21 protein-coding genes are annotated in these 21,246 nt (G+C 59.6%); 16 read left to right on the top strand and 5 right to left on the bottom strand.

Translation table 11 applies throughout. The features are described from left to right. The first annotated feature begins 69 nt into the window (after nucleotides 1–69). From JDEN_RS00515 to JDEN_RS00525, 3 genes are all read left to right on the top strand, one after another. Nucleotides 70–1,002, top strand: a complete 933-nt coding sequence (locus tag JDEN_RS00515) for a carbohydrate ABC transporter permease (protein WP_012805883.1) — start codon at nucleotides 70–72, stop codon at nucleotides 1,000–1,002. Then, a complete protein-coding gene (locus JDEN_RS00520) occupies nucleotides 1,002–1,904 on the top strand; it encodes a carbohydrate ABC transporter permease (protein ID WP_012805884.1) in 903 nt (300 codons plus the stop codon). The genes JDEN_RS00515 and JDEN_RS00520 overlap by 1 nt, the downstream gene beginning before the upstream one ends. A gap of 66 nt (nucleotides 1,905–1,970) precedes the next feature. Then, nucleotides 1,971–3,725, top strand: coding sequence for a glycoside hydrolase family 35 protein (locus JDEN_RS00525; RefSeq protein WP_012805885.1), 1,755 nt, complete (start codon nucleotides 1,971–1,973; stop codon nucleotides 3,723–3,725). On the opposite strand, the gene JDEN_RS00530 is transcribed toward JDEN_RS00525, so the two are convergent. Further along, a complete protein-coding gene (locus tag JDEN_RS00530; protein WP_012805886.1) occupies nucleotides 3,722–4,735 on the bottom strand; it encodes an NADP-dependent oxidoreductase in 1,014 nt (337 codons plus the stop codon). The genes JDEN_RS00525 and JDEN_RS00530 overlap by 4 nt on opposite strands. Nucleotides 4,736–4,859: 124 nt before the next feature. Here JDEN_RS00530 and JDEN_RS00535 point away from each other — a divergent pair, with 124 nt between their 5' ends. From JDEN_RS00535 to JDEN_RS00555, 5 genes are all read left to right on the top strand, one after another. Further along, a complete protein-coding gene (locus JDEN_RS00535; RefSeq protein ID WP_012805887.1) occupies nucleotides 4,860–5,438 on the top strand; it encodes a TetR/AcrR family transcriptional regulator in 579 nt (192 codons plus the stop codon). A gap of 123 nt (nucleotides 5,439–5,561) precedes the next feature. Beyond that, nucleotides 5,562–5,834, top strand: coding sequence for a HAMP domain-containing protein (locus JDEN_RS00540; RefSeq protein ID WP_041287753.1), 273 nt, complete (start codon nucleotides 5,562–5,564; stop codon nucleotides 5,832–5,834). A gap of 146 nt (nucleotides 5,835–5,980) precedes the next feature. Next, nucleotides 5,981–6,952 carry a 3-oxoacyl-ACP synthase III family protein gene (locus tag JDEN_RS00545; RefSeq protein ID WP_012805888.1) on the top strand — a complete coding sequence of 324 codons (972 nt, stop codon included), beginning with the start codon at nucleotides 5,981–5,983 and terminating at the stop codon, nucleotides 6,950–6,952. Further along, entirely contained in the window at nucleotides 6,946–7,677 is a 732-nt protein-coding gene (locus tag JDEN_RS00550) for an ABC transporter ATP-binding protein (RefSeq protein ID WP_012805889.1), read from the top strand. Before JDEN_RS00545 ends, JDEN_RS00550 begins: the two co-directional genes overlap by 7 nt. Next, nucleotides 7,674–9,953, top strand: a complete 2,280-nt coding sequence (locus JDEN_RS00555) for an ABC transporter permease (protein WP_012805890.1) — start codon at nucleotides 7,674–7,676, stop codon at nucleotides 9,951–9,953. The genes JDEN_RS00550 and JDEN_RS00555 overlap by 4 nt, the downstream gene beginning before the upstream one ends. Here the strand turns inward: JDEN_RS00555 and JDEN_RS00560 are convergent. Further along, nucleotides 9,937–10,560 (bottom strand): ScbR family autoregulator-binding transcription factor, encoded by a 624-nt coding sequence (locus JDEN_RS00560; RefSeq protein WP_012805891.1) that lies wholly within the window; start codon nucleotides 10,558–10,560, stop codon nucleotides 9,937–9,939. The genes JDEN_RS00555 and JDEN_RS00560 overlap by 17 nt on opposite strands. Before the next feature lie 70 nt (nucleotides 10,561–10,630). Then, nucleotides 10,631–11,521 carry a LysR family transcriptional regulator gene (locus tag JDEN_RS00565; protein ID WP_012805892.1) on the bottom strand — a complete coding sequence of 297 codons (891 nt, stop codon included), beginning with the start codon at nucleotides 11,519–11,521 and terminating at the stop codon, nucleotides 10,631–10,633. 104 nt (nucleotides 11,522–11,625) lie between these two features. Here JDEN_RS00565 and JDEN_RS00570 point away from each other — a divergent pair, with 104 nt between their 5' ends. Further along, nucleotides 11,626–12,924 carry an MFS transporter gene (locus tag JDEN_RS00570; RefSeq protein WP_012805893.1) on the top strand — a complete coding sequence of 433 codons (1,299 nt, stop codon included), beginning with the start codon at nucleotides 11,626–11,628 and terminating at the stop codon, nucleotides 12,922–12,924. Nucleotides 12,925–13,111: 187 nt separating this feature from the next. On the opposite strand, the gene JDEN_RS00575 is transcribed toward JDEN_RS00570, so the two are convergent. Further along, a complete protein-coding gene (locus tag JDEN_RS00575; RefSeq protein ID WP_012805894.1) occupies nucleotides 13,112–14,158 on the bottom strand; it encodes an NAD(P)-dependent alcohol dehydrogenase in 1,047 nt (348 codons plus the stop codon). A gap of 195 nt (nucleotides 14,159–14,353) precedes the next feature. Here JDEN_RS00575 and JDEN_RS00580 point away from each other — a divergent pair, with 195 nt between their 5' ends. From JDEN_RS00580 to JDEN_RS00610, 7 genes are all read left to right on the top strand, one after another. After that, a complete protein-coding gene (locus JDEN_RS00580; RefSeq protein ID WP_012805895.1) occupies nucleotides 14,354–15,262 on the top strand; it encodes an ABC transporter ATP-binding protein in 909 nt (302 codons plus the stop codon). Nucleotides 15,263–15,264: 2 nt separating this feature from the next. Beyond that, on the top strand, nucleotides 15,265–16,008 hold the full coding sequence (locus JDEN_RS00585; protein WP_012805896.1) for an ABC transporter: 744 nt from the start codon (nucleotides 15,265–15,267) through the stop codon (nucleotides 16,006–16,008). Next, nucleotides 16,005–17,168: a sensor histidine kinase gene (locus JDEN_RS12855; protein WP_143713204.1), complete on the top strand. Its 1,164-nt coding sequence runs from the start codon at nucleotides 16,005–16,007 to the stop codon at nucleotides 17,166–17,168. Before JDEN_RS00585 ends, JDEN_RS12855 begins: the two co-directional genes overlap by 4 nt. Beyond that, a complete protein-coding gene (locus JDEN_RS00595; protein ID WP_012805898.1) occupies nucleotides 17,165–17,782 on the top strand; it encodes a response regulator transcription factor in 618 nt (205 codons plus the stop codon). The genes JDEN_RS12855 and JDEN_RS00595 overlap by 4 nt, the downstream gene beginning before the upstream one ends. Nucleotides 17,783–17,841: 59 nt before the next feature. Further along, a complete protein-coding gene (locus tag JDEN_RS00600) occupies nucleotides 17,842–18,888 on the top strand; it encodes a YdcF family protein (protein WP_012805899.1) in 1,047 nt (348 codons plus the stop codon). Nucleotides 18,889–18,910: 22 nt separating this feature from the next. Beyond that, nucleotides 18,911–19,615 carry a glutamine amidotransferase gene (locus tag JDEN_RS00605; protein WP_012805900.1) on the top strand — a complete coding sequence of 235 codons (705 nt, stop codon included), beginning with the start codon at nucleotides 18,911–18,913 and terminating at the stop codon, nucleotides 19,613–19,615. Nucleotides 19,616–19,701: 86 nt separating this feature from the next. Next, nucleotides 19,702–20,805 carry an NADH:flavin oxidoreductase/NADH oxidase gene (locus tag JDEN_RS00610; RefSeq protein WP_012805901.1) on the top strand — a complete coding sequence of 368 codons (1,104 nt, stop codon included), beginning with the start codon at nucleotides 19,702–19,704 and terminating at the stop codon, nucleotides 20,803–20,805. A 31-nt stretch (nucleotides 20,806–20,836) separates the two neighbouring features. On the opposite strand, the gene JDEN_RS00615 is transcribed toward JDEN_RS00610, so the two are convergent. Continuing rightward, complete coding sequence (locus tag JDEN_RS00615) at nucleotides 20,837–21,238, bottom strand: hypothetical protein (RefSeq protein ID WP_143713206.1); 402 nt, start codon at nucleotides 21,236–21,238, stop codon at nucleotides 20,837–20,839. Between the last annotated feature and the right edge of the window lie 8 nt (nucleotides 21,239–21,246).

A 21,246-nucleotide genomic window follows, 5' to 3' on the forward strand; every position in this document is an offset into this window, starting at 1 on the left:
AACACCCCATGACACGAGGTGACGGGACCTGTCCACACTGACCTTTCTGCGAATAAGGTGGTTCGCATTGTGACTCTCACCAACACAGCTGAGACACAGCCGCATACCGCGGTAGCCTCACCCACAACCCGGCGCTCACGCCGGTCCTGGGTCGGGTGGGCGTTCATGGCGCCATTCATGACCGTGTTTGTCTTTGTGCTTCTTGCACCAATCCTGTACTCCGTGTACCTCAGCGTGTACGACACGAAACTCATCGGTGGCACACAGTTTGTGGGCATCGACAACTACATTCGCGTGATGAATGACCCCCAATTCTGGGAAGGTGTCCAACGGATCCTCACCTTCTTCGCCATCCAGGTCCCCATCATGATTGTGCTGGCGCTCGGGGCGGCCCTCGCCATTGACTCTGCGCGACTGCGCGCCAGCGGTTTCTTCCGCATCATCATTTTCATGCCCTACGCAGTGCCCGCCGTGGTAGCGACCCTCATGTGGGGTTTCATCTTTGGAGACCGGTTTGGGTTGGTCGCCAACATCAACGACTTCTTCAACGCGGATATCCCCTCACCACTGACCAGCAGCCTGGTTCTTCTCGCTATCGCCAACATTCAAGTGTGGACATTCACCGGGTATAACATGCTCATCTTTTACTCAACGCTGCGCACCATTCCTGAAGAACTGTACGAGGCAGCCGACCTCGACGGAGCTAACCAGTGGTGGATTATCCGCAGCATCAAACTCCCAGCTCTGCGCGGCTCCATGGTGATCGCCCTCGTGTTCTCCGTCATTGGGAGTTTCCAACTCTTCAACGAACCAAACGTCCTCAAAGGACTCGCTCCGAACGCGATCTCCTCCTACTTCACCCCCAACATGTATGCCTACAACTTGTCCTTCAGCGGACAGCAATACAACTACTCGGCCACCGTCGCTTTGGTCATGGGGGTGCTCACCATGATTGTGGCGTACTCCGTCCAACACTTTGGTACGCGAAAGGATGAACGCTGATGGGTGTCCTGAGTCGTTACCGAGCTGACTCACCTGTGATCGCGCGCGCAGGAGTGCCGCGTGTGAACAAGTCAGTCGCACTCTTTGGGGTCATGCTCTTCATTGCTGGGTACATTGTGTTGCCACTGACATGGCTCGTCGTGAACTCAACAAAAACCCAAAAATCGTTGTTCTCCTCGTTTGGGCTGTGGTTCTCCGGTGAGTTCGCACTGATCGACAATATCCAAGCGGTGTTGTCCTACAACGATGGTGTGTTCGTGCGCTGGTTGGGAAACACCGCACTCTACGTAGTTGTCGGTGCTGGAGGAGCAACCCTCCTCGCCGCATTAGGCGGTTACGCCCTGGCTAAGTTCAACTTCCCTGGAAGGCGCGGCGTCTTCATCGTGGTGTTGGCGTCCCTCTCGATCCCCGGGACTGCCCTGGCGGTCCCCACGTTCTTGTTATTCAGCCAAATCGGTTTGACCAACACCCCGTGGGCTGTCATTTTGCCGTCGCTGATCAACCCGTTCGGGTTGTATCTCATTTGGATTTACGCCTCAGAATCAGTTCCCACCTCACTGCTTGAAGCAGCACGCCTGGATGGGGCACGCGAGTTCCGGATCTTCTTCACCATTGCGTTCCGCCTCCTCACCCCCGGCCTTATCACCGTGTTGTTGTTCTCCATTGTGGCGACCTGGAACAACTACTTCCTGCCCCTCATCATGCTCAGCGACCCACAGTGGTACCCGCTCACGGTTGGGTTGAACCAGTGGAACGCACAGTCATCAACTGTCGGCGGGGAGCCTATTTACAACCTTGTGATCACCGGTTCGCTGCTCGCCATTGTCCCTATCATCGCCATCTTCTTGTACCTGCAACGCTACTGGCAGTCCGGTTTGGTCGCCGGGTCCGTGAAACAGTAGTGCCCCAGGTCATGACGGCGCCTCCCATGTCTTGTTGTGTTGACTACCTCGTCAGGAGAGTTGTGCATGTCAGTTTTTGCGATCGGTGAGCGTGACTTCACCCTCGACGGAGAACCATTCCAGATCATTTCTGGGGCGATCCACTATTTTCGGGTCCACCCTGACTCGTGGCGGGACCGGATCCGCAAAGCACGCCTCATGGGGCTCAACACGATTGAAACCTACGTTGCCTGGAACTTCCATGCACCCAGTCGGGACGAGTTCCATACAGATGGGGCGCGCGACCTTGGTCGCTTCTTGGACATCATCCAGGAGGAGGGCTTGCGGGCTATTGTTCGACCTGGCCCCTATATTTGCGCTGAATGGGATAACGGCGGCTTGCCCACGTGGCTCACCGCCACCCCAGATATCGTCGTGCGCAGTTCAGACCCGACCTACCTTACAGAGGTAGAACGGTATCTTGAGCACCTTGCCCCCATTGTGGAGCCCCGCCAGATCAACCATGGAGGCCCTATCATCCTCATGCAGGTGGAAAACGAGTACGGCGCATACGGCAATGACCGCGCCTACCTGACACACCTGACGAACGTGTACCGGAACCTCGGCTTTGTGGTGCCACTGACCACAGTGGACCAACCTATGGATGACATGCTTGCGCACGGGACGCTGCCAGACCTCCACACAACTGGCTCATTTGGTTCGCGCATCGACGAACGGTTGGCTACCCTACGAGAACACCAAACCACAGGGCCGCTCATGTGCTCGGAGTTTTGGATTGGCTGGTTTGACCACTGGGGCGCCCACCACCACACTACTGATGTTGCTGATGCGGCAAACGCGCTGGACCGCCTGCTAGGTGCAGGCGCATCGGTCAATATTTACATGTTCCATGGCGGCACAAACTTTGGGTTCACCAACGGGGCGAATGATAAAGGCGTCTATCAGCCGTTGGTGACCAGCTACGACTATGACGCCCCCCTTGCCGAAGATGGTTACCCGACCGAGAAGTACTGGGCTTTTCGCGAGGTCATCGCGCGGTATGCACCTGTTCCCGCTGAGGTGCCTGCGGAGCGTCCCTTGGTTGCGGAACGGTCCGTGCCGTTGACGCATCGGGTGGGCTGGTTGGACGTTCCGTTGGATGTGGATGAGGCAGTCACGTGTGACAGTCCGGCCACGTTTGATGGCCTCAACGTGTCGGGTCCGTTTGTGGTGTATGAGCGCGACATCGCTGTTGAGGGTGACGCGGTCCTGCGGTTTAACCAGGTGCGGGACATCGCCTACGTGTTTGTGGACACAACCTTTGTGGGGGTAGCGTACCGCGACCACCATGATGCTTTTATTCCCTTGCCTACCGATGCGCGTGGAACGTTACGTGTGTTGGTGGAGGATCAGGGACGGGTCAACTATGGGCCACGTTTGGGCGAATGGAAAGGGATGGGGACTGTTGAACTGCAAGGCCACATTCTCACAGGGTGGCGGGTGACTCCTTGTGACCCGTTATTGGCGGAGCGGGCCGCATGGCACGAGATCAGCACACTGAGCGACGCGATCCCTGGGCCAGTGATGTTACGTGGTGACGTGCATGTGGATGTTCCGGAGAACCTTTATCTTGACACCTCGGGGTGGGGTAAGGGGGCTGTGTGGGTTAATGGCTTCAATGTGGGTCGGTATTGGTCGCGTGGCCCGCAACACACGTTGTTTGTTCCTGCTGAACTGTTGCGCCCCGGGGTGAACTCAATCATGGTCTTCGAACTTTTTGGGGTGGCGAGTGCTCATGTGGTGTGTGCTGCGGGCCCGGACTTGGGGCACACGGAGTTTTAGCTGAGTTTCACAATCATTTTTCCGATGTTCCCGCCTTGCATCATGGTGAGGAAGGCGTCGACGGCGTTGTCGATTCCTTCGACGATTGTTTCGTCGTAGGTGACGTCACCGTTTTGTAGCCAGGCGCCCATTTTCTCCATGAATTCTGTGTTGCGGTGCATATAACCACCGAGGGTGAAGCCTTTGAGGGTGAGGCCGCGGGAAATGATGTTCATCATGTTGCGGGGGCCGGCAGGTTTCTCCGTGGTGTTGTAGCTGGAGATCGCGCCACAGAGGGCGATGCGACCGCCGTCTTTCATGGCGTCTAGGGCTGCTTCGAGGTGGTCTCCGCCCACGTTGTCGAAGAACACGTCGATTCCGGTGGGTGCTGCAGTGGCAAGTTGCTCGGCAATGGGGGCGTCTTTGTAATTCAAGGCAACGTCGTAACCGTATTTACTGGTGAGAAGGTTGATTTTTTCTGCTGACCCGGCAGATCCGATGACGGTCGATGCGCCGAGGAGTCGTGCGATCTGGCCGGCTGCGGTTCCGACAGCTCCGGCTGCGCCAGAGATGAACACGGTGTCACCATGGTGGACGGGGGCGATGTCGGTGAGTCCCACGTAGGCGGTCAGCCCGGTCATGCCGAGCATCCCGAGGTAAAGGGAGCTTGGAAGGTGTGGAAGTTTGGGGACGACCCGGAAGTGGGTGGCGTCGTCTTGGGCGATGTCACGCCACCCGTACTGGTGGATGACTGTTGCTCCCACGGGATGGTCGGATGAGTTGCTGTCAATGACGGTGCCGATGGCACCACCGGTGAGGGTGTCACCAATCTGGAAGGGCGGAATGTAGGACCGGCCTTCGTTGAGTCGTCCGCGCATGTAGGGGTCAACGGACATGTAGTCGTTACGGACGCGGATCTGACCTGGACCGAGGTCTGGGTAGGTGACGGTGACGGTGGTGAAGTTGTCCTGGGATGGCCACCCGGTGGGGCGAGAAGCGAGCTGGATGTGGGTGCTGGTGGTCGTACTCATGAGTGTCCTTTGGGTTGGTTGTTGCGGTGGGGTGTTCTAGCGAAGGGGTGGCCAACCTAGTATTGAACCGACCGGTTCAATATATTCTGGTCCCCTCACCCCTGCAACGTGATGGGAGATGTCCATGGGGCGCCCTCAAACCTTCAACGCGAACAACGCTGCTCGAACTGCTCGCGATGTCTTCTGGACGCATGGTTACGAAGGAGCATCCCTTCAGGAACTTGAACACGCCACGGGTTTGAACAAATCAAGCATCTACAACACTTTTGGCAGTAAAAAAGGACTGTTTGATGCTGCAGTGCAGAACTACCTCGACGAGGTCGTCCGCCCCGCATTGGCCCCCCTGATAGCTCAACCCGCGACACCTGACGCGATCGTTGACTACCTCAACAGACTGCGTCACGCCCTGACCGCGAATCCCGAGCGTGGACTTCGAGACGGGTGCCTCCTAGTGAACTCGGCTGGCGCACCCATTGCGCGCGACAAGGTGGTGAGCGGTGCAATTTCCTCCTACCGGGCAGAGCTTCACGACGCAGTTGCAGCAGGTATTCGCGCCCGCCATCCAGCCTGGGCGCATGACAAGGTGGCAAGAGCATCAGATATTGTCACTGCACTGATTGTGTCCGCCATGACCATGGTTCGGGTCGACGTGCCAGCAGCAGGGCGGGCTTGCGACGTTGCCCTTGAGGTTATCGAGGCCTGAGTTCTCGTTTTCATTCGGGTAATCTGCGCCCCAGGCGGTGCATAAGAGCTGGTTGCGCCAGGGACGGTCAGGCTAGTGACGCAGAGCATGGTAGCGCGTCCTCATTCCACATGAAATCATCCGATGAATTGGGTGCCCCTGTTCCCCCACGAAATCCGTCGCCCCATGAACCGTTTCATTGAGGACCTTGATACGGCGTGGCTAGAACTACTGGAGACAACACGCACGCTCACGGAGGTTGTTCACGCTGAGGTTGATGCCGTCAATGCGATGGCCCGAGGGGACCTCACTGTGCCGGTGGACGTCAGCTCGAAGGACAAAATCGGGCATATCGCGCAAGCACTGACCACCGCGCAGCGCGCCCTTCGTGACACGTTGGAGCAGGTGGCACGGTGAGCGGGGACAGTGGCGGAAGCCGCCACGGGTGTGGGTCTTCGCCGCCAAGGGGCGTCCTTGGGGTACTTTTCTCCCTCGTCATTTCACTGACCGGTCGGCTAGTATGTGAATGCGATTGTGCATCACTACTCAGGGGGAGCTGGCACATGCGAACACTGGCCATGAAGGTCTTGGGATCAGCAGAAAAACTACCCAAAAGACAAGTACCAACAGAAGAGGTCGCACCGATGTGCGGCATCGATGTCACCGAAGCAATTGAGCGAACCGGTGTTCACACGCGCTACTGGCTCAGCGAAGAAGAAGACCCATTAGTGCTGGGAACGCAAGCAGCGGAACAAGCAATCGCAGATGCTGGACTACGCCCAGCAGACATTGACCTTGTTCTCAACGCATCAGGAACCCCAATGCAAGCGATCCCTGACGGAGGAGCGCTCATGGGCGCGGCGCTTGGCCTCACAGGGCACTTCGCATTCTCCCTACATGCCACCTGCATCTCGTTTCTTGTGGCACTGCAACAAGCAGCGTTCCTCATCGACGCGGAACGAGCTCGCCACGTCGTCATCGTGTCCACTGAGGCTGGCAGTCGTGGGCTCAACTTTGATCAACCAGAAAGTGCACTGCTCATCGGAGATGCAGCAGTCGCGATCGTTGTTGGGCCGGCAGACCGAAAAGAACAAGGACTCCAGAACGCATCCTTCACCACAGACCCACGCGGGGTGCACGACGCAGAGATCCGCGGATTTGGTACACGAATCCCCGTTACCCACGCTGTACACAGCCCCGCCGACTTCCAATTCGACATGAACGGACTGAAACTTCTGCGCAGCGCGCTTACAGTGTTCCCCACCTTCTTAGAGACCATTGCCCCCGGCTTTTCCAACGGCGCACCAGGGATCGACCGCATCATCCCGCATCAAACAAGTAAAGCAGGGATGGAACTCATGTCCCGATTCTGGGGCTGGGACCGCATGACAGTCACCCTTGCTGACGTGGGGAACACGATCGCTGCTTCGATTCCTCTGGCCATGCACCGCACTCCCATTCAACCCGGTGAAAAAGCCCTCCTCATTGGAACCGGTTCCGGCACGCACTATGGGGCGTTAGTGGTGCAATGGTGACCCACTCAGCTCCCTTCATTGTTGGCACTGACCTCGGTAAAACCTTTGGGTACGGGCACGCCGCAATCCACGCCCTGCGTGAGGTGAACATCGAAATCCACCGCGGCGATTTCACTGTGGTTGTCGGCCCGTCAGGGTCCGGGAAAAGTACCCTACTCAACATTGTTGGCGGAATGGACACCGCCACAGCGGGGTCCCTCACTGTGGGAGACCGTCACCTGACGGCACTCAACGCCCGCGAACTGACCGACTACCGGCGCACCAGCGTTGGGTTTGTGTTCCAGTTTTACAACCTTGTCCCTAATCTCACTGCCGTGGAGAACGTGGCGCTCGCGGCAGCACTTGTGATGCCCCGAGCGGATGCAACGCAACTCGCGGGTGATCTGCTTGATCAAGTGGGATTACAAGACCGCAAAGACCAGTTTCCCCGTCACCTATCGGGTGGTGAAATGCAACGTGTGGCTATCGCTCGCGCGTTAGCGAAAAAACCTGGGGTGCTCCTGTGCGACGAACCAAGTGGCGCGCTTGATTCAGTGACTGGTGCGCACATTCTTGCGCAGTTGCAGCGCACTGCCCGCGACACTCAGACAGCAGTCGTGGTCGTGACTCATGACCAGTCATTAGCTCCAGCCGCCGACCATCTCATTGTGTTAGGTGACGGACGAGTTGTGGAGGACCGCCGTCATGACAATCCACCATTACTTGAGGAGCCTGCCCTCACATGATGATGCTGTTCACCAAAAAACTGCGCCGTGATCTTGCGGAACACTGGACCCAGTTTGTTGCAGTCGCGGTGATGGCGGCGCTCAGTGTCCTCATCTTTTCAGGGTTAGAAGGTGGGTGGCGGGGTATTGACACCCACCGCGACAAGTTCGCACACGATAATGGGCTACCCACCTTGTGGGTGGGAGTACGTGACCTCACGGATGAGGATGTGGCGCGCATCGACCATCAGGTGGGGGTGATCCACACCCAACTCGTCACCTCCACCATGGTGGAACATGATGATTCGGACCTTCTTTTGTCGAGTTGGGAGCCAGGCTCGCGCATCAACGTACCGCAGGTCACCGCCGGACACCCCATTGATGATGCGAGTGGTGTATGGCTTGATGACGCCTACGCTGACACTCACGGGGTGACCCCTGGCGACACGCTCACTGTGACAACTCCTGCTGGCGGCATGGACATCACTGTCCAAGGACTCATCATCCAACCGGACAAAATGGCATATACCGGCCGCGGGTTTGTGGCTCCTGACCGTCAAGCACACGGATACGGTGTGGCCAGCGCAGATATTCTCACTGAGCTCACTGGCCACGGCGCTGTGGAACACTCACTGACTTTGGTGGCGGAACCCCAGCGTCAACACGCCGTGGAACAACATATCCGCGAGGCCCTGGGCGACCGCTTGATTTCCCTCACAGACCGCGACCATCACCCCCACGTGGCGACCGTTTTCGAACGAGCCAACCAAATCCGAAGCCTGTCCATCCTGTTTTCCTCGCTGTTTGTCCTTGTGGCGTTACTGTCGATCTTCACGTCCGTGCGCCGCCTCACCGACATTCAACGCACAGAAGTCGCCACCCTCCGAGCCTTAGGGCACTCTCACACGGTGATCAGTGTGTACTACACCGTGGTAGGCATAGTCGCTGTTGCTGTGGGGTGCGGGGTCGGCGTCGCACTAGCGCCCGTGCTGTCGCGCTATGTCCTGACAACCCAGCAGGGAAGCTTCTCACTACCCACGTGGGAACCAACCTGGTCATGGGTGAGCGCGCTTGTGCCCGTTGCGCTGCTCGGGGCGTGCGTGGTGGCGTCCTGGACCGCCACATTGCCGATGCGCACCATGACACCCGCTGAAGGGATGCGCCCCAGCATTGGTCGGGCACGCCGTGCACCCCTGGAACGGTGGCCGCGAGTGTGGGAACAATTAACCTACGGTGACCGGTGGGCGATCCGTGACGCAATGACCAACCCGGTACGGGTTCTCATGGGGATAGTCGCCGCGATGGGCGCCATGATGCTGCTCTTTGCGGGGTTTGGGATGCCTGACACGTTAACCAACCAGGTGCGACTGACCTACGACGAGCAATACCAGTACTCTGCACTGGTGGGCGTAGCTCCACAGGCCACAGAAACAACCCGTCGCTTCGTCGAAGCGACGAGTGGCACCGGGCAATGGATGGCCCAACAAGCAGTCACACTCTCCCCGGACGCGACACCAGACACACTCACCGTGCTCGATGACGGAACCCTCTTCCAGGTCCACACTGAGCAAGGTGAAGCCATCACCCTTGATGATGCAGTAGTCATCACCGAACACGCAGCTTCACGCCACGATGTCACAGCAGGCGACGATCTCACCCTCACGTTCCTGAACGGGGACAGCACCACCGTGACCATCACCCATGTGGTGCCCTTGTCAGAACCGCAAGGGGTCATCATGTCTGACACAACGTGGCGCACACTTGGTCACACTTTCACCCCCACAACCTACCTCACACAACACACGCCACCCGGTGAACTTCAGGAGAATTCGGCTGTCACATCGGTGATCACCATCGCGGAACAACGCGCGAACGCACACACCCTCATCAACTCACTCACCAGCGTGTTCACCCTCATGAAACTGTTCGCTGTGGGGCTGACCATGGTGGTGCTCTACAACCTCGGGGCACTAAGCTTCACTGAACGTATCCGCGACTACGCCACACTGCGAGTGCTCGGTTTCCACCACAGCGAACTACGCTCATTTGCCAGCCGTGAAAACGTGTTCACCACCCTCAGCGGCTGGCTCCTTGGCATCCCAGCAGGTTGGTGGTTCCTCAACCGCTATGTTGGGCTTTTCACTACTGACCGCGCCGCCTACCAACCGTCCCTCAGCATGCTGAGCTTCACCCTCGCATCCGCAATGACGATCATGTTTGCGCTCACCGCCACACTGCTGCTCACTCGGCGAATCTCCGGTATTGACATGACTAGCGCGCTTAAAGGGGTGGAGTGAGGTCCGGAAGCGCAACGCCGGGCGCCATTATCCCCGGGAGGAAAAGTTGCCACATGGTGGTGACCCGGTCCGTGAGATCCCCACGGGACGACAACTGATGGGACAGTTCCTGTGCCCCAAAGAAACTGGCGACAACCTGCCACGCAATGATGTTCGCGTCCACGTCGTCCCGGACGTGACCTTGCTGTTGAGCTTCCACCACGTGCTGAGCGACCGTCTTAATCCACGGCACAAACGGTGTCGGTAGATCCCCGTCAATAACAGCAGATTCCCGCATCAACCGTAATGGGGCACGCACCCCAGGATCATCGCGATACCCCACCGCCACCTGGTGCGACAACCACACCAACGCGCTAAGCCCAGTGAGGTGCAGGCGGGTCATCTCTTGCTGGAGCGCTGACCACCGAGCGACATACGTGTCCACCACTGCGAGCGCAAGCGCCGATTTTGATGGGAAGTGGAAGTAGACGGTGCCTTTGGTGACGTGGAGGCGCGCGGCAATGTCGTTGAGGGACACGGCGGCGTATCCGCGTTCGTCGAACTCTTCGGCGGCGATCCGCAGGATCGTGGTACGCGTGCGGTGTTTTTGTTCTTCGCGCGTCGACACTGCTGTGGTGGCCTTTCGCTGGGAGGGTTGGGAAAACCGTATCAGGTCAGAGTGGGGGTGACATGGTGGGTTAGAGGCGGATTGGTGGGGTCATTGTGGTGTGGACGTGGTCGGTGAGGAGCTGCGATGCGCGGGTGGCCGCCCGGTGGCGGGCGGTAACCATGACCAGGGGTCGGGTGGCGTCATCGTGGCGGAATGGGATAAGGGTGACATCGTCAGGGTAGGTGCGTCGCGGGACAATGGTGATGCCCAGCCCAGCACCAACCAACCCCACAAGAGTGGTGATTTCTTGCCCCTCAAACGCGACGGTCGCGTGGACGCCCCACGACGCAAGAAGCGTGTCAATCGTGGTGCGCAATCCCATACCGTGACGCAAGAGGATCAGCGACTCACCGTTCAGGTCACCGCTGGTCACCGTGGTGTGACTGGCCAGCGGGTGGGTGCGAGAAACCGCAAGAACAAGTTCCTCAGTAGCGATGTGCGTGTGCGAATACGTGACCGGATCCGGTGGGATCGCCACAAAACCAACATCCGCACGCCCAGCATCGAGAGCAGCCAAACATTCGGGCCGTGACCCCTGGATCAACGTGAACGTCACCGATGGGTACGCTGCCGTCAGCGACCTCACAAGACGAGGAATGAACGACTCACCCAACGAATGTTGAAAGACAATAGACACATCACCGCTGACATCCTGTGTGACGGCCGTAAGTGCAGCCCCAACCTGGTCCAGTGCCTTCGCTGCCGCTGCACCGAGTTCGCGTGCCGCCCGCGACGGACGCACATGCCTGCCATCACGCTCACGCAACGCGACACCCACAATGCCTTCCATGCGGGCAAGAGAACGCGACACCTGAGGTTGCGGCATCCGCAACACATCAGCAGTCGCAGTCACCTGGCCAGTCTCAGCAAACGCTGCAAGAACAGGAAGGTCCGGTAAAAGTCGGTGTGCACGATCCACCTCTCAAACATAACAACAACGCATGAAAAAACGTAGCCAACAACCATTAGTGTTATGCGTCCGGCGGGAGTAAGTTACCAAACACCCCACCCAGCCCACACACCATGACCACACCCACCCAACCCCACACCCGCATCGACAATCCACCACCCCGCACGCACCACACCACCCCCGATACCCACCCAACCAGTGCCGACCGTCACCTCCTCACCGCACTCTTCACCGCCGGACTCGTCACCTTCGCGCAAATCTACGCACCCCAAGCAGCGCTCCCACACATCGCCCACGACCTCCACATCCCCCCAGGCCACACCGCAACCATCATCTCCGCAGGAACCCTCGGCTTCGCCGCCGGCGTCATCCCCTGGGTCCACACCCACACCCGCCTCGGCTGGCGACGCTCCCTCACCACCGCCCTCATCACCGGCACCACACTCAACACCCTCAGCATCCTCGCCCCCACCCTCACCGTGCTCCTCATCACCCGATTTACCGCAGGCATCGCGCTCGCAGCGATCCCCGCGCTCGCGCTCGCACGAACCCACAACCACCTGACAGCCCAGAACGCCACCCAAGGAGCGGGGGTATTCGTTGCCGGAAATGCCATCGGCGGGGTCCTCGGGCGACTCCTCACCGGAGTCCTCGCGATCCACACAACATGGCAAATCGGAATGCTCGCAGTGACCCTACTCAGCGCCGCCGGAACCCTCGTGTTCCTCCGCCACGCGCCCGCCGACGACACCACGCCCAACAGTTCCCGCACCGAGCATGCGACGCTCGGCAGCTCCCGCACCGCGCACACACCGCCCGGCAGCTCCCGCGTCCCCCGTTCTCACGCCACCCACCCTTGGGTTACCGCCCTACGCTCCCGGGCTGTTCGCAGGCTGTGCACCCAAGGGTTCCTCATCATGGGTGTCTTCGTCACCGTGTACAGCTTTGTCGGGTTCAGGCTGACCCAGTCACCGTTGCATGTCTCACCGACGCTTGTTGTCTGGGCCTTTGGGTTGTTTGCGCTCGGCGGGCCCGTGTCCCTTGCAGCGTCCCACCGCGCCGCCAGGCAGGGCCGGGTGCTGGTTGTTGCAGGCGCATCGGTACTCACAGCCTGCGGATTAGCCCTCACCCTCATCCCACACGTTGCGGCAGTTCTCACCGGATTGACCTTGCTCACAGTGGGCTTTTTTGCCGGTCAAAGCATCCTCACGGGGTGGGTCCAGGCCGCCGTGCCTGACGCTCGGCATCACGCGGCTGCGCTCTATACGATCGCCTACTATGCGGGCGGCGCCACGATTGGTTGGGTCGCGGGGATCCTCTACACGCACGAGGGGTGGGTAGGCGTCATTGTGGTCACTGCACTGTGCACGGTGACTGGGTTCCTCCTCAGCCTCACGATGCGCCACCACTAAAGAATGCCCGCCTCGCCTGCCCGCCTCGGCGTTCCCCCGTCCAGCCCGCGCCTGCCTGCCCGCCTCGGCGTTCCCCCGTCCATGTGGACCATTTCGGTGCTGTGAGGACCACTTATTCCTACACTTTCGCGAGCAAAATGGTCCACATGCGGGGAAGCGGGGGGGGGGAGGGGTGGGGTGCTGGGGGTCAGCTCACCAGGGTGGAGGTGTCGATCACGAAGCGGTAGCGGACGTCCGAGGTGAGAACCCGATCCCACGCATCGTTAATCTGGTCAGCGGACACCACTTCAACCTCAGGGGCAATGCCCTGTTCCGCGCAGTAGTCCAACATTTCTTGGGTTTGCGCGATACCACCAATCATGGAACCAGCGAACGTGCGGCGGCCACCAATAAGGTTCCCAGCGCGCACAGACAACGGTTCCGCAGGTGCGCCCACGTTCACAAGGGCGCCGTTGACCGCCAGCAAGCCAAGGAAAGCATCGACATCGAATGGCGCACTCACCGTGTTGATGATGAGGTCAAAGGACCCAGCGAGCCGAGAGAACATGTCGGGGTCACTTGTTTGGTCGTAATGCGATGCGCCGAGACGCAGGCCATCAGCTTTCTTTGACAACGTGCGGGAAATGACGGTGACCTCAGCTCCCATCGCCACAGCAAACTTCACGGCCATATGCCCCAACCCGCCCAGGCCCACAACTGCCACCTGTTTCCCTGGGCCAGCGCCCCAGTGCCGCAGGGGAGAGTAGGTGGTGATGCCCGCGCACAGCAACGGTGCTGCTTTCTCAAACGGGATCGCATCTGGGATAGACAACACAAATTTCTCTGTCACAACAATTTCGGTGGCGTACCCACCTTGAGTGATCGTGCCATCGACGTCGGTAGCGCCGTAGGTGCCCACCATTCCCTTGACACAGTATTGTTCGTCGCCCGCCTCACAATTGACGCACGACCCACAGGAGTTGACCATGCATCCCACACCAACCCGGTCACCAACCTTGTGCCGAGTCACCGACCCACCCACGTCGACAACGACGCCAGCGATTTCGTGGCCAACAGTTAAGGGGTAGGGCTGCGGCCCCCAGTCTCCTCGCACCGTGTGAATATCTGAGTGGCAAATACCCGCCCACTGAATGTCGATGCGCACATCGTGCGGCCCGACATTGCGCCGTTCGATTGTGCCTGGGGTCAGCGGATCCGTTGCGGAGTGGGCAACGTATGCAGGAATGGTTGACATGAGAGTCCTTCCAAGAATGGGTGTTCTCCTAGTCAAGCAGACCAGTTCCAGAGTGTCCTGACCAAGCACGCCCCTGCGGGCTGTGAACCGGTAGCAGCCGTGAACGTGTGGTGTTTTCTGGTGATGACATCTGTCATGGTGAAGTGGTGACGCTTAGCAGTGTTGCGTTGGGCGTTGTTGAGTAAGGATGAAACCATGACAACGGGCGATGCGGTGGTGTTGAGTGGGGTTTCGCAGACTTTTCGAACCGCTGATGGTGTGGTGACGGCGGTTGATGATGTGTCGTTGCGGGTGGGGCATGGCGAGATTGTGGCGTTTCTTGGGCCGAATGGGGCGGGGAAGACGACCACTATTGACATGGTGTTGGGGTTGACGGTTCCTTCTGCTGGGCATGTTGAGGTGTTGGGTGTGTCTCCGCGTGCTGCGGTGCGTTCTGGCCGGGTGTCTGCGTTGCTGCAGACTGGCGGGTTGTTGCATGACTTGACGGTGGGGGAGACGGTCCGGGTGATCGCCGGGTTGCATGGGTTACCGGCTTCTCGTGTGAGTGATGTGATGCGCCGTGCTGGGTTGGAGCAGGTTGCGGTGCGGAAGGTGTCGAAGTGTTCGGGTGGGGAGCAGCAGCGTGTGAAGTTTGCGTTGGCGTTGTTGCCGGACCCCGATGTGTTGATTTTGGATGAGCCGACTGCGGGGATGGATGTGTCGGCTCGGCGTGCGTTTTGGGCGACGATGCAGAAGGAAGCTGCGCAGGGGCGCACAGTGATTTTTGCGACTCATTATTTGCAGGAGGCGGAGGATTTTTCGCAGCGGACGGTCCTTCTTGCGCATGGGCGCATCATTGCTGATGGTCCAACGAAGCAGATCCGGTCGATGGTGGGCGGTCGAACGGTGAGTGCGGTGGTGCCTGACGATGCGCTGGTTGCCGAGGTGGGTGGGTTGCCTGGTGTGTCGGTGGTGGAGGTGCGTGAGGGGCGGGTTGTGGTGGTGACTTCGCAGTCGGATGAGGTGGCGTTGTGGTTGTTGTCGCGTGGTGCGCGGGACATGGAGATCACGGCTCCGAGTTTGGAATCGGCTTTTGTTGAGTTGACGGGACGTGATCAGGCGTGAATATGACGTTGTTTCGGGTTGATGTGGTCCGCCAGTTGCGGGACGTGGGGAACATTATTTTTGTGTTGGTGATGCCTACGTTAATGTTTGTGATTTTTGGTGCGGCGCAAAGTTATGGGTCGGAACCTGCGTGGAATGCGAATGTCAGTTTTTACATTATGGTGTCGATGGCGTGTTATGGGGCGGCGTTGTCGGCGGTGAATATTGCGGCGACTGCTGCGTTGGAGCAGATGCAGGGGTGGGGTCGTCAGTTGGGGTTGACGCCGGCGTCGGGGGGAACGTTAGTGGGGACGAAGGTGATGGTGGCGTTGACGTTCACTGCGTGTGCTGTGGGTTTGGTGTTTGTGACGGGTGTTGTGTCTGGTGCCAGGGCGGACAGTGTGTGGGTTTGGGTGTGGTCGTATGTTGTTATTCTTGCGGGTTCTTCGTTATTTGCGTTGATGGGTTTTGCTATTGCAGTGAATTTCCGGTCTGATTCTGCCAGTGGGTTGGCATCTGGTGCGATTGTGTTGTTGAGCTTTTTGGGGAATGTGTTTACCCCGTTGTCGGGGACGATGTTGATGATCGCGAAGTTCACTCCGTTGTATGGGTTTGTGTCGTTGGCTCGGTGGCCGCAGCTTGAGGGGCACATTCTTGATGGTGGGCGTGATTCGTTGTGGGTGATTGTGGCGAACGTGTGTGGGTGGGCGTTGGTGTGCGCCACGTTTGCTGTGGTGGGTGCGCGTCGTGGGCGGCGCCGCCAGTGAGCGTGTGGAGTGTGGTGCGGGAGCGTCGTGAGTTGGCGCTCCCCGCTATTTTTTTGGTGTTCCTCATCCCGCAGGTAGTCAATGTGTGGGCATCGCATGATGCGTGGTGGGTGCGCGTGGTGGGTGTGGGGTTGGTTATTGGTTTTGCGGTTGTGTACATGTGGGGTTTTTACCGCTTCCCGATGCCGGTTTTTGGTCCTCCTGAGCGTTCCGTGTGGTGGGTGTTTGTGGTGTTGACGGCGCTGACGGGTGGTCTCAGTGTGTTGGTGGGGCCGGTTGCGTTGGCGACGCTTCCGTTTCATGTGGCGGCTGCGTGTTATTTGTTGCGACGGCCGGTTGCTGTTGTTGTGGCGATGTTTTATGTCCTTGGGGTTGTTACGGTGTTGCGCGGTCTGGGGGTGTGGGATGAGTTGTCGTTTATCCCGTGGCTGGTGGCGGGTGTGTTTGCCGGTAATTTTGTGCTTTCGTCAGTGTTTATTGGTGATGTGCGCACGATGCAGGTGGAGCAGGAGTTGGCTGTGACTCGGGAGCGTGAGCGCCTCGCCCGTGATGTTCATGATTCGTTGGGTCACACGTTGACGGTGGTGTCGATTAAGGCTGAGTTGGCGTCACGGTTGGTGTCGTCGCAGCCGGAGCGGGCGGCGCGTGAGCTTGTTGAGGTGCGTGATCATGTTCGTGATGCGCTTTCTCAGGTGCGTGATGTGGTGACGGGGTTGACTCATCACAGTATTGCTGACCATGTTTCTGCGTTGAGGTATTCGATGGATGGCGCGGGTCTTGATGTTGAGGTGACGGGGTCTATGCAGGGTGTTCCGCAGCGTGTGGTGGAGTCGGTGGGGTGGATTGTGCGGGAGGCGGGGACGAATGTGTTGCGTCATGCGCGCGCTTCGCGTTGTACGATCGCGGTGACTTCTCGCGACTTGACTATCACTGACAATGGGGTGGGGATTCCCGCCCACTTCACGGGTGTGTTGACCTCTCCGGTGGCTGCCGGGTCGGACACCATGTCGGCGAACATGCGGGGACCAGGCCCGCAGTTGCCGGGTCGGCATGGCATCACAAGTATGACGCAGCGGGCCGCTGATGCTGGTTTGACGTTGACGATTACTGTTCCCGCCGGTGGCGGGACGACCCTGACTGTTGGGTGGGACATCCCATGACTATTCGTGTTCTTATCGCTGACGATCAGGCGCTTGTTCGTTCTGGTTTGGCTGCGCTTCTTGACCTTGAGCCGGACATTGAGGTGGTGGCTGAGGTGAGTACGGGGGCACAGGCAATTTCGGTGATTCCGTCAACACGCCCGCACGTGTGTTTGATGGATGTCCAAATGCCTGATCTCAACGGCATTGAGGCAACTCAGTCCATCACCTGCGACCATCCTGGTGTGGCGGTCATTATGGTGACGACTTTTGGGCGTACTGGGTACTTGAAGGATGCGCTTGCGGCTGGTGCCCGAGGGTTCATTGTGAAGGACACTCCGGCGTCTCAGCTCGCGGAAACGATCCGGGCTGTGCACCGGGGGATTCGTGTGGTGGATCCGGAGTTGGCGGCATCGTCGTTGGCGGAGGGGTCGAACCCGTTGACAGACCGGGAACAGGACGCGTTGCGGTGTGCGTTGACGGGTGACACGGTCGCGGGGATCGCTGCCCGTTTGCATGTGAGCGCGGGGTCAGCCCGCAACTTACTGTCGCAGGGCATTCAGAAAACGGGGGCAGCGAATCGGGTACAGGCGGCCCGTATTGCGTCTGAACGCGGCTGGATTCCCCCCTTGTGACTGGGTGCGCCACGTGACACGGACAGTCACTGTGGCTGGAGGTGCGGCACACTAAAGGTATGGATATCGTTTTGACGGTCCTTTTCGTCGCCGCTGCAACCCACGGGTTTGTGACCCAACCGCGTCGTGTACGCAACATGGTGTACGTGGGGTTCGCGGTGATGTTTGCGGTTCTGGCTGTGACTGCCCAGGGTGGGAACAACACGATCGTTGGGGTGGGGATCGCCCTGTTCGGGGTGGGGTTTTTGTTGTCCATCCCGGTGTTGGCGATCACGTTCCTTGCGTGGGGTGTCAGCGGGTTCCGCCGTGATGTGCCACGTTTCGCGGTGGTGGGGATTCTTGCGGGGATCGCCCTGATGTGTGCACCGGTGGTGCCGTTCGCCATGATTTCGCAGCACTCTCCGGGACGGATTTGGGCGAGCTTGTGGCTGGTCATGATTATTGGGTATTTGGGGTTCGCGTTCACCTGCTACCTTGCTTACACGTTCTTGTATGCGGCTGTGCCTGAGCGGTTCATCTCGTCTTATATTGTGGTGTTAGGGTCCGAGCTGGACGGCGACCAGGTCACCCCGGTGCTTGCGTCCCGCCTCAACTATGCGATCACCCTGTACGCGAACTATTCGGCGTTCCATGGTGAAACTGCCATTGTGGTCAGTGGTGGGACACCTGAACCGCCTACCGATGCGCCCGCCCAGTCCCCTGAGTCGGCACCGGTGGCACCGGGGCCGGCTTCTGTCGCTGAGGCGCACGCTATGCGTGACTATCTCACGAACCACGGGATTCCAGCTCGTGACATTGTTGTTGAAGACACGGCGCTCACCACTGAAGATAACCTCATCCAATCACGGCTACTCATCCCCGAACCAGACGCACCTCTTGCTGTTGTGACAAGCAACTACCACGTGTACCGCACCACCACCCTCGCCCGCCAGCTGGGGGTCCGTGCCCACGTGTATGGTGCGCCAACCCCACGCGGGTTCCTTGCCGGTTCGCTCCTGCGCGAATTCGCGGCAATCCTCACCCACACCGTTCTCCCCAACGTCCTCATCATCATTGGCCTCACCGGGCTTTGCCTCATTGGCCTGCGCTCCACCATCGGCGGGTAACACTCCAACGACAAGGATCACCATGACTGCACACGCCATCATCCTTCAGCACGTCCTCGCGGAAGACGCCGGGCTCCTCACCCCCATCCTCCACGACTACGGGTACACGGTCACCATGATCGAAACCCCCATCCACTCAGTGACCACCACCCAGGCACTCGACGCAGACCTGCTCATTGCGCTTGGCGGCCCCATCGGGGTCGAAGACCGCGATCTCCACCCCTACCTCCACGACGAACTTGACGCCCTTGGCACCCGCATGGCTGATAACGCCCCCACCCTCGGTATCTGCTTAGGAGCGCAACTCATGGCCCACGCTCTTGGAGCTGACGTCACCTCCACTGGCCGCGCCGAGATCGGGTATGGGCCACTCACCCTCACCCCCGAAGGACACCACTCACCCCTCGCCGCCCTCGGCGACACACCCGTCCTCCACTGGCACGGCGACCAGTTCGCCATCCCCACTGGAGCCACCCGCCTCGCCGAAACCCCCGGCTACCCCAACCAAGCATTCGCCCACGGACCCAACATCCTCGCACTCCAATTCCACCTCGAAGTCGACCCCACCACCATTGAACGGTGGATCATCTCCAACGCCAACGAACTAGCCCTCCACTCCATCCACCCCACCACCCTGCGCCGCGACGCCGCCAGCCACGGTGCGGCGCTCGCAACTGCCGGAACCCAGGTGTTCACCACCTGGTTGGACGGTTTAGTGACCCGGTAACGCGCATCGGCAAGCATGCGACAGAACGTCAGCAAAAACGTTCTACGAGCAGGGAATATGCACCACCACAGAAACGTTGACCCCACGTGACCACAACACTTTTCACCCCATACACAATCCGCCAGCACACCATTGCCAACCGTTTGTGGGTTGCGCCCATGTGCCAATACTCTGCCGACGACAACGGGATGCCCACCGCCTGGCACCAGGTCCACTACGGCCAATTCGCTACCGGCGGGGCCGGCCTCATCATGGTCGAAGCAACCGCTGTCACCCCTGAGGGGCGCATCACCCCCAGCGACCTCGGCATCTGGGACGACGCGCACATCACCGCATTCACACCCATCACCCAGTTCCTCACCGACCACGGCGCCACCCCTGCGATCCAACTGGCCCACGCCGGACGCAAAGCCTCCACGTGGCCCCCCACCACAGGTAACAGCGGAACCATCCCACCCACCCAAGGTGGCTGGGAAACACTCGCCCCCTCAGCACTCCCGTTCGGCAGCGAATCAGGGGTACCCGAAGCTGACCAGTACGCGACCCCACGGGCCATGACAGAAGACGACATCACCAGCGTCATTGCTAACTTCGTGGCCGCCGCAACCCGTGCGATCGCTGCCGGGTTTCAGGTCCTTGAAGTCCACGCAGCACACGGCTACCTGCTCCACGAATTCCTGTCCCCCCTCACCAACACCCGCACCGACCAGTGGGGTGGAGACATCACTAACCGGTCACGCCTCGCCGTGAACATTGTCGCGGCCATCCGGGAACGCCACCCTGAGGTCCCCCTTTTCGTGCGCATCTCCGCAACTGACTGGGTGGACGGCGGTTACACACTTGACGATGCGACCATCACCTCCCAGCTCCTGCGTGACGCTGGAGCTGACCTCATTGACGTGTCCACCGGAGGAAACGTCGCACGGGCACCGATCCCCGCAGCCCCCGGCTACCAAATCCCCCATGCAGAACACATCGCCCGCAACGCCAACATTGCTGTCAGCGGCGTGGGAATGATTACTGACCCTCACCAAGCTGACAGCTACATTCGCGAAGGACGAGTCGACGCGATCATGGTTGCCCGCCACATGATGCGTGACCCCCACTTCGCACTACGTGCCGCTGACACCCTGGGACAAGACGTGCACTGGCCCGCACAATACAGTCGCGCGCAAGGGTTCCCCGCCTAGGGGCCGGGCAGAACCTCAGTGGGCGCTCGCGTTACGACAGGTCAAAGGGAACTTCTGAGTGTGTTGACCCGTCCACCACTGTGCGGGCGCCCAGGTCCTTATCCAAAGGAACCGCAAGGTAGTCTTGACATGCGGGACCTACCTCAAAAATGTCAGCAGACACAGTGATGGTCACCGTGGAGTCTGACTCCACAACCTGAGCTGTGGGCTTGCCCTGGCAGGAATCCACAACCAGCCCCAGCCCGGTCTCCGTGACCTCGACGGCGTCAATGGTCACTACGCTGCGTGACGCGGCGCCTCTCTGTTCGCTCCCGTGGTCGACATCATCACCCACCGCCCAGGGTGGGCCAGCGCACGCACACACAGTGAGTGCGAGAACCGGACCAAGACATAAACCCGTCAGGCTGCGTCGGTGCATAACAATGCGACTCATAGAGTCCA

Source organism: Jonesia denitrificans DSM 20603, assembly GCF_000024065.1.
In the GTDB taxonomy this organism is placed as follows: Bacteria; Actinomycetota; Actinomycetes; order Actinomycetales; family Cellulomonadaceae; genus Jonesia; species Jonesia denitrificans.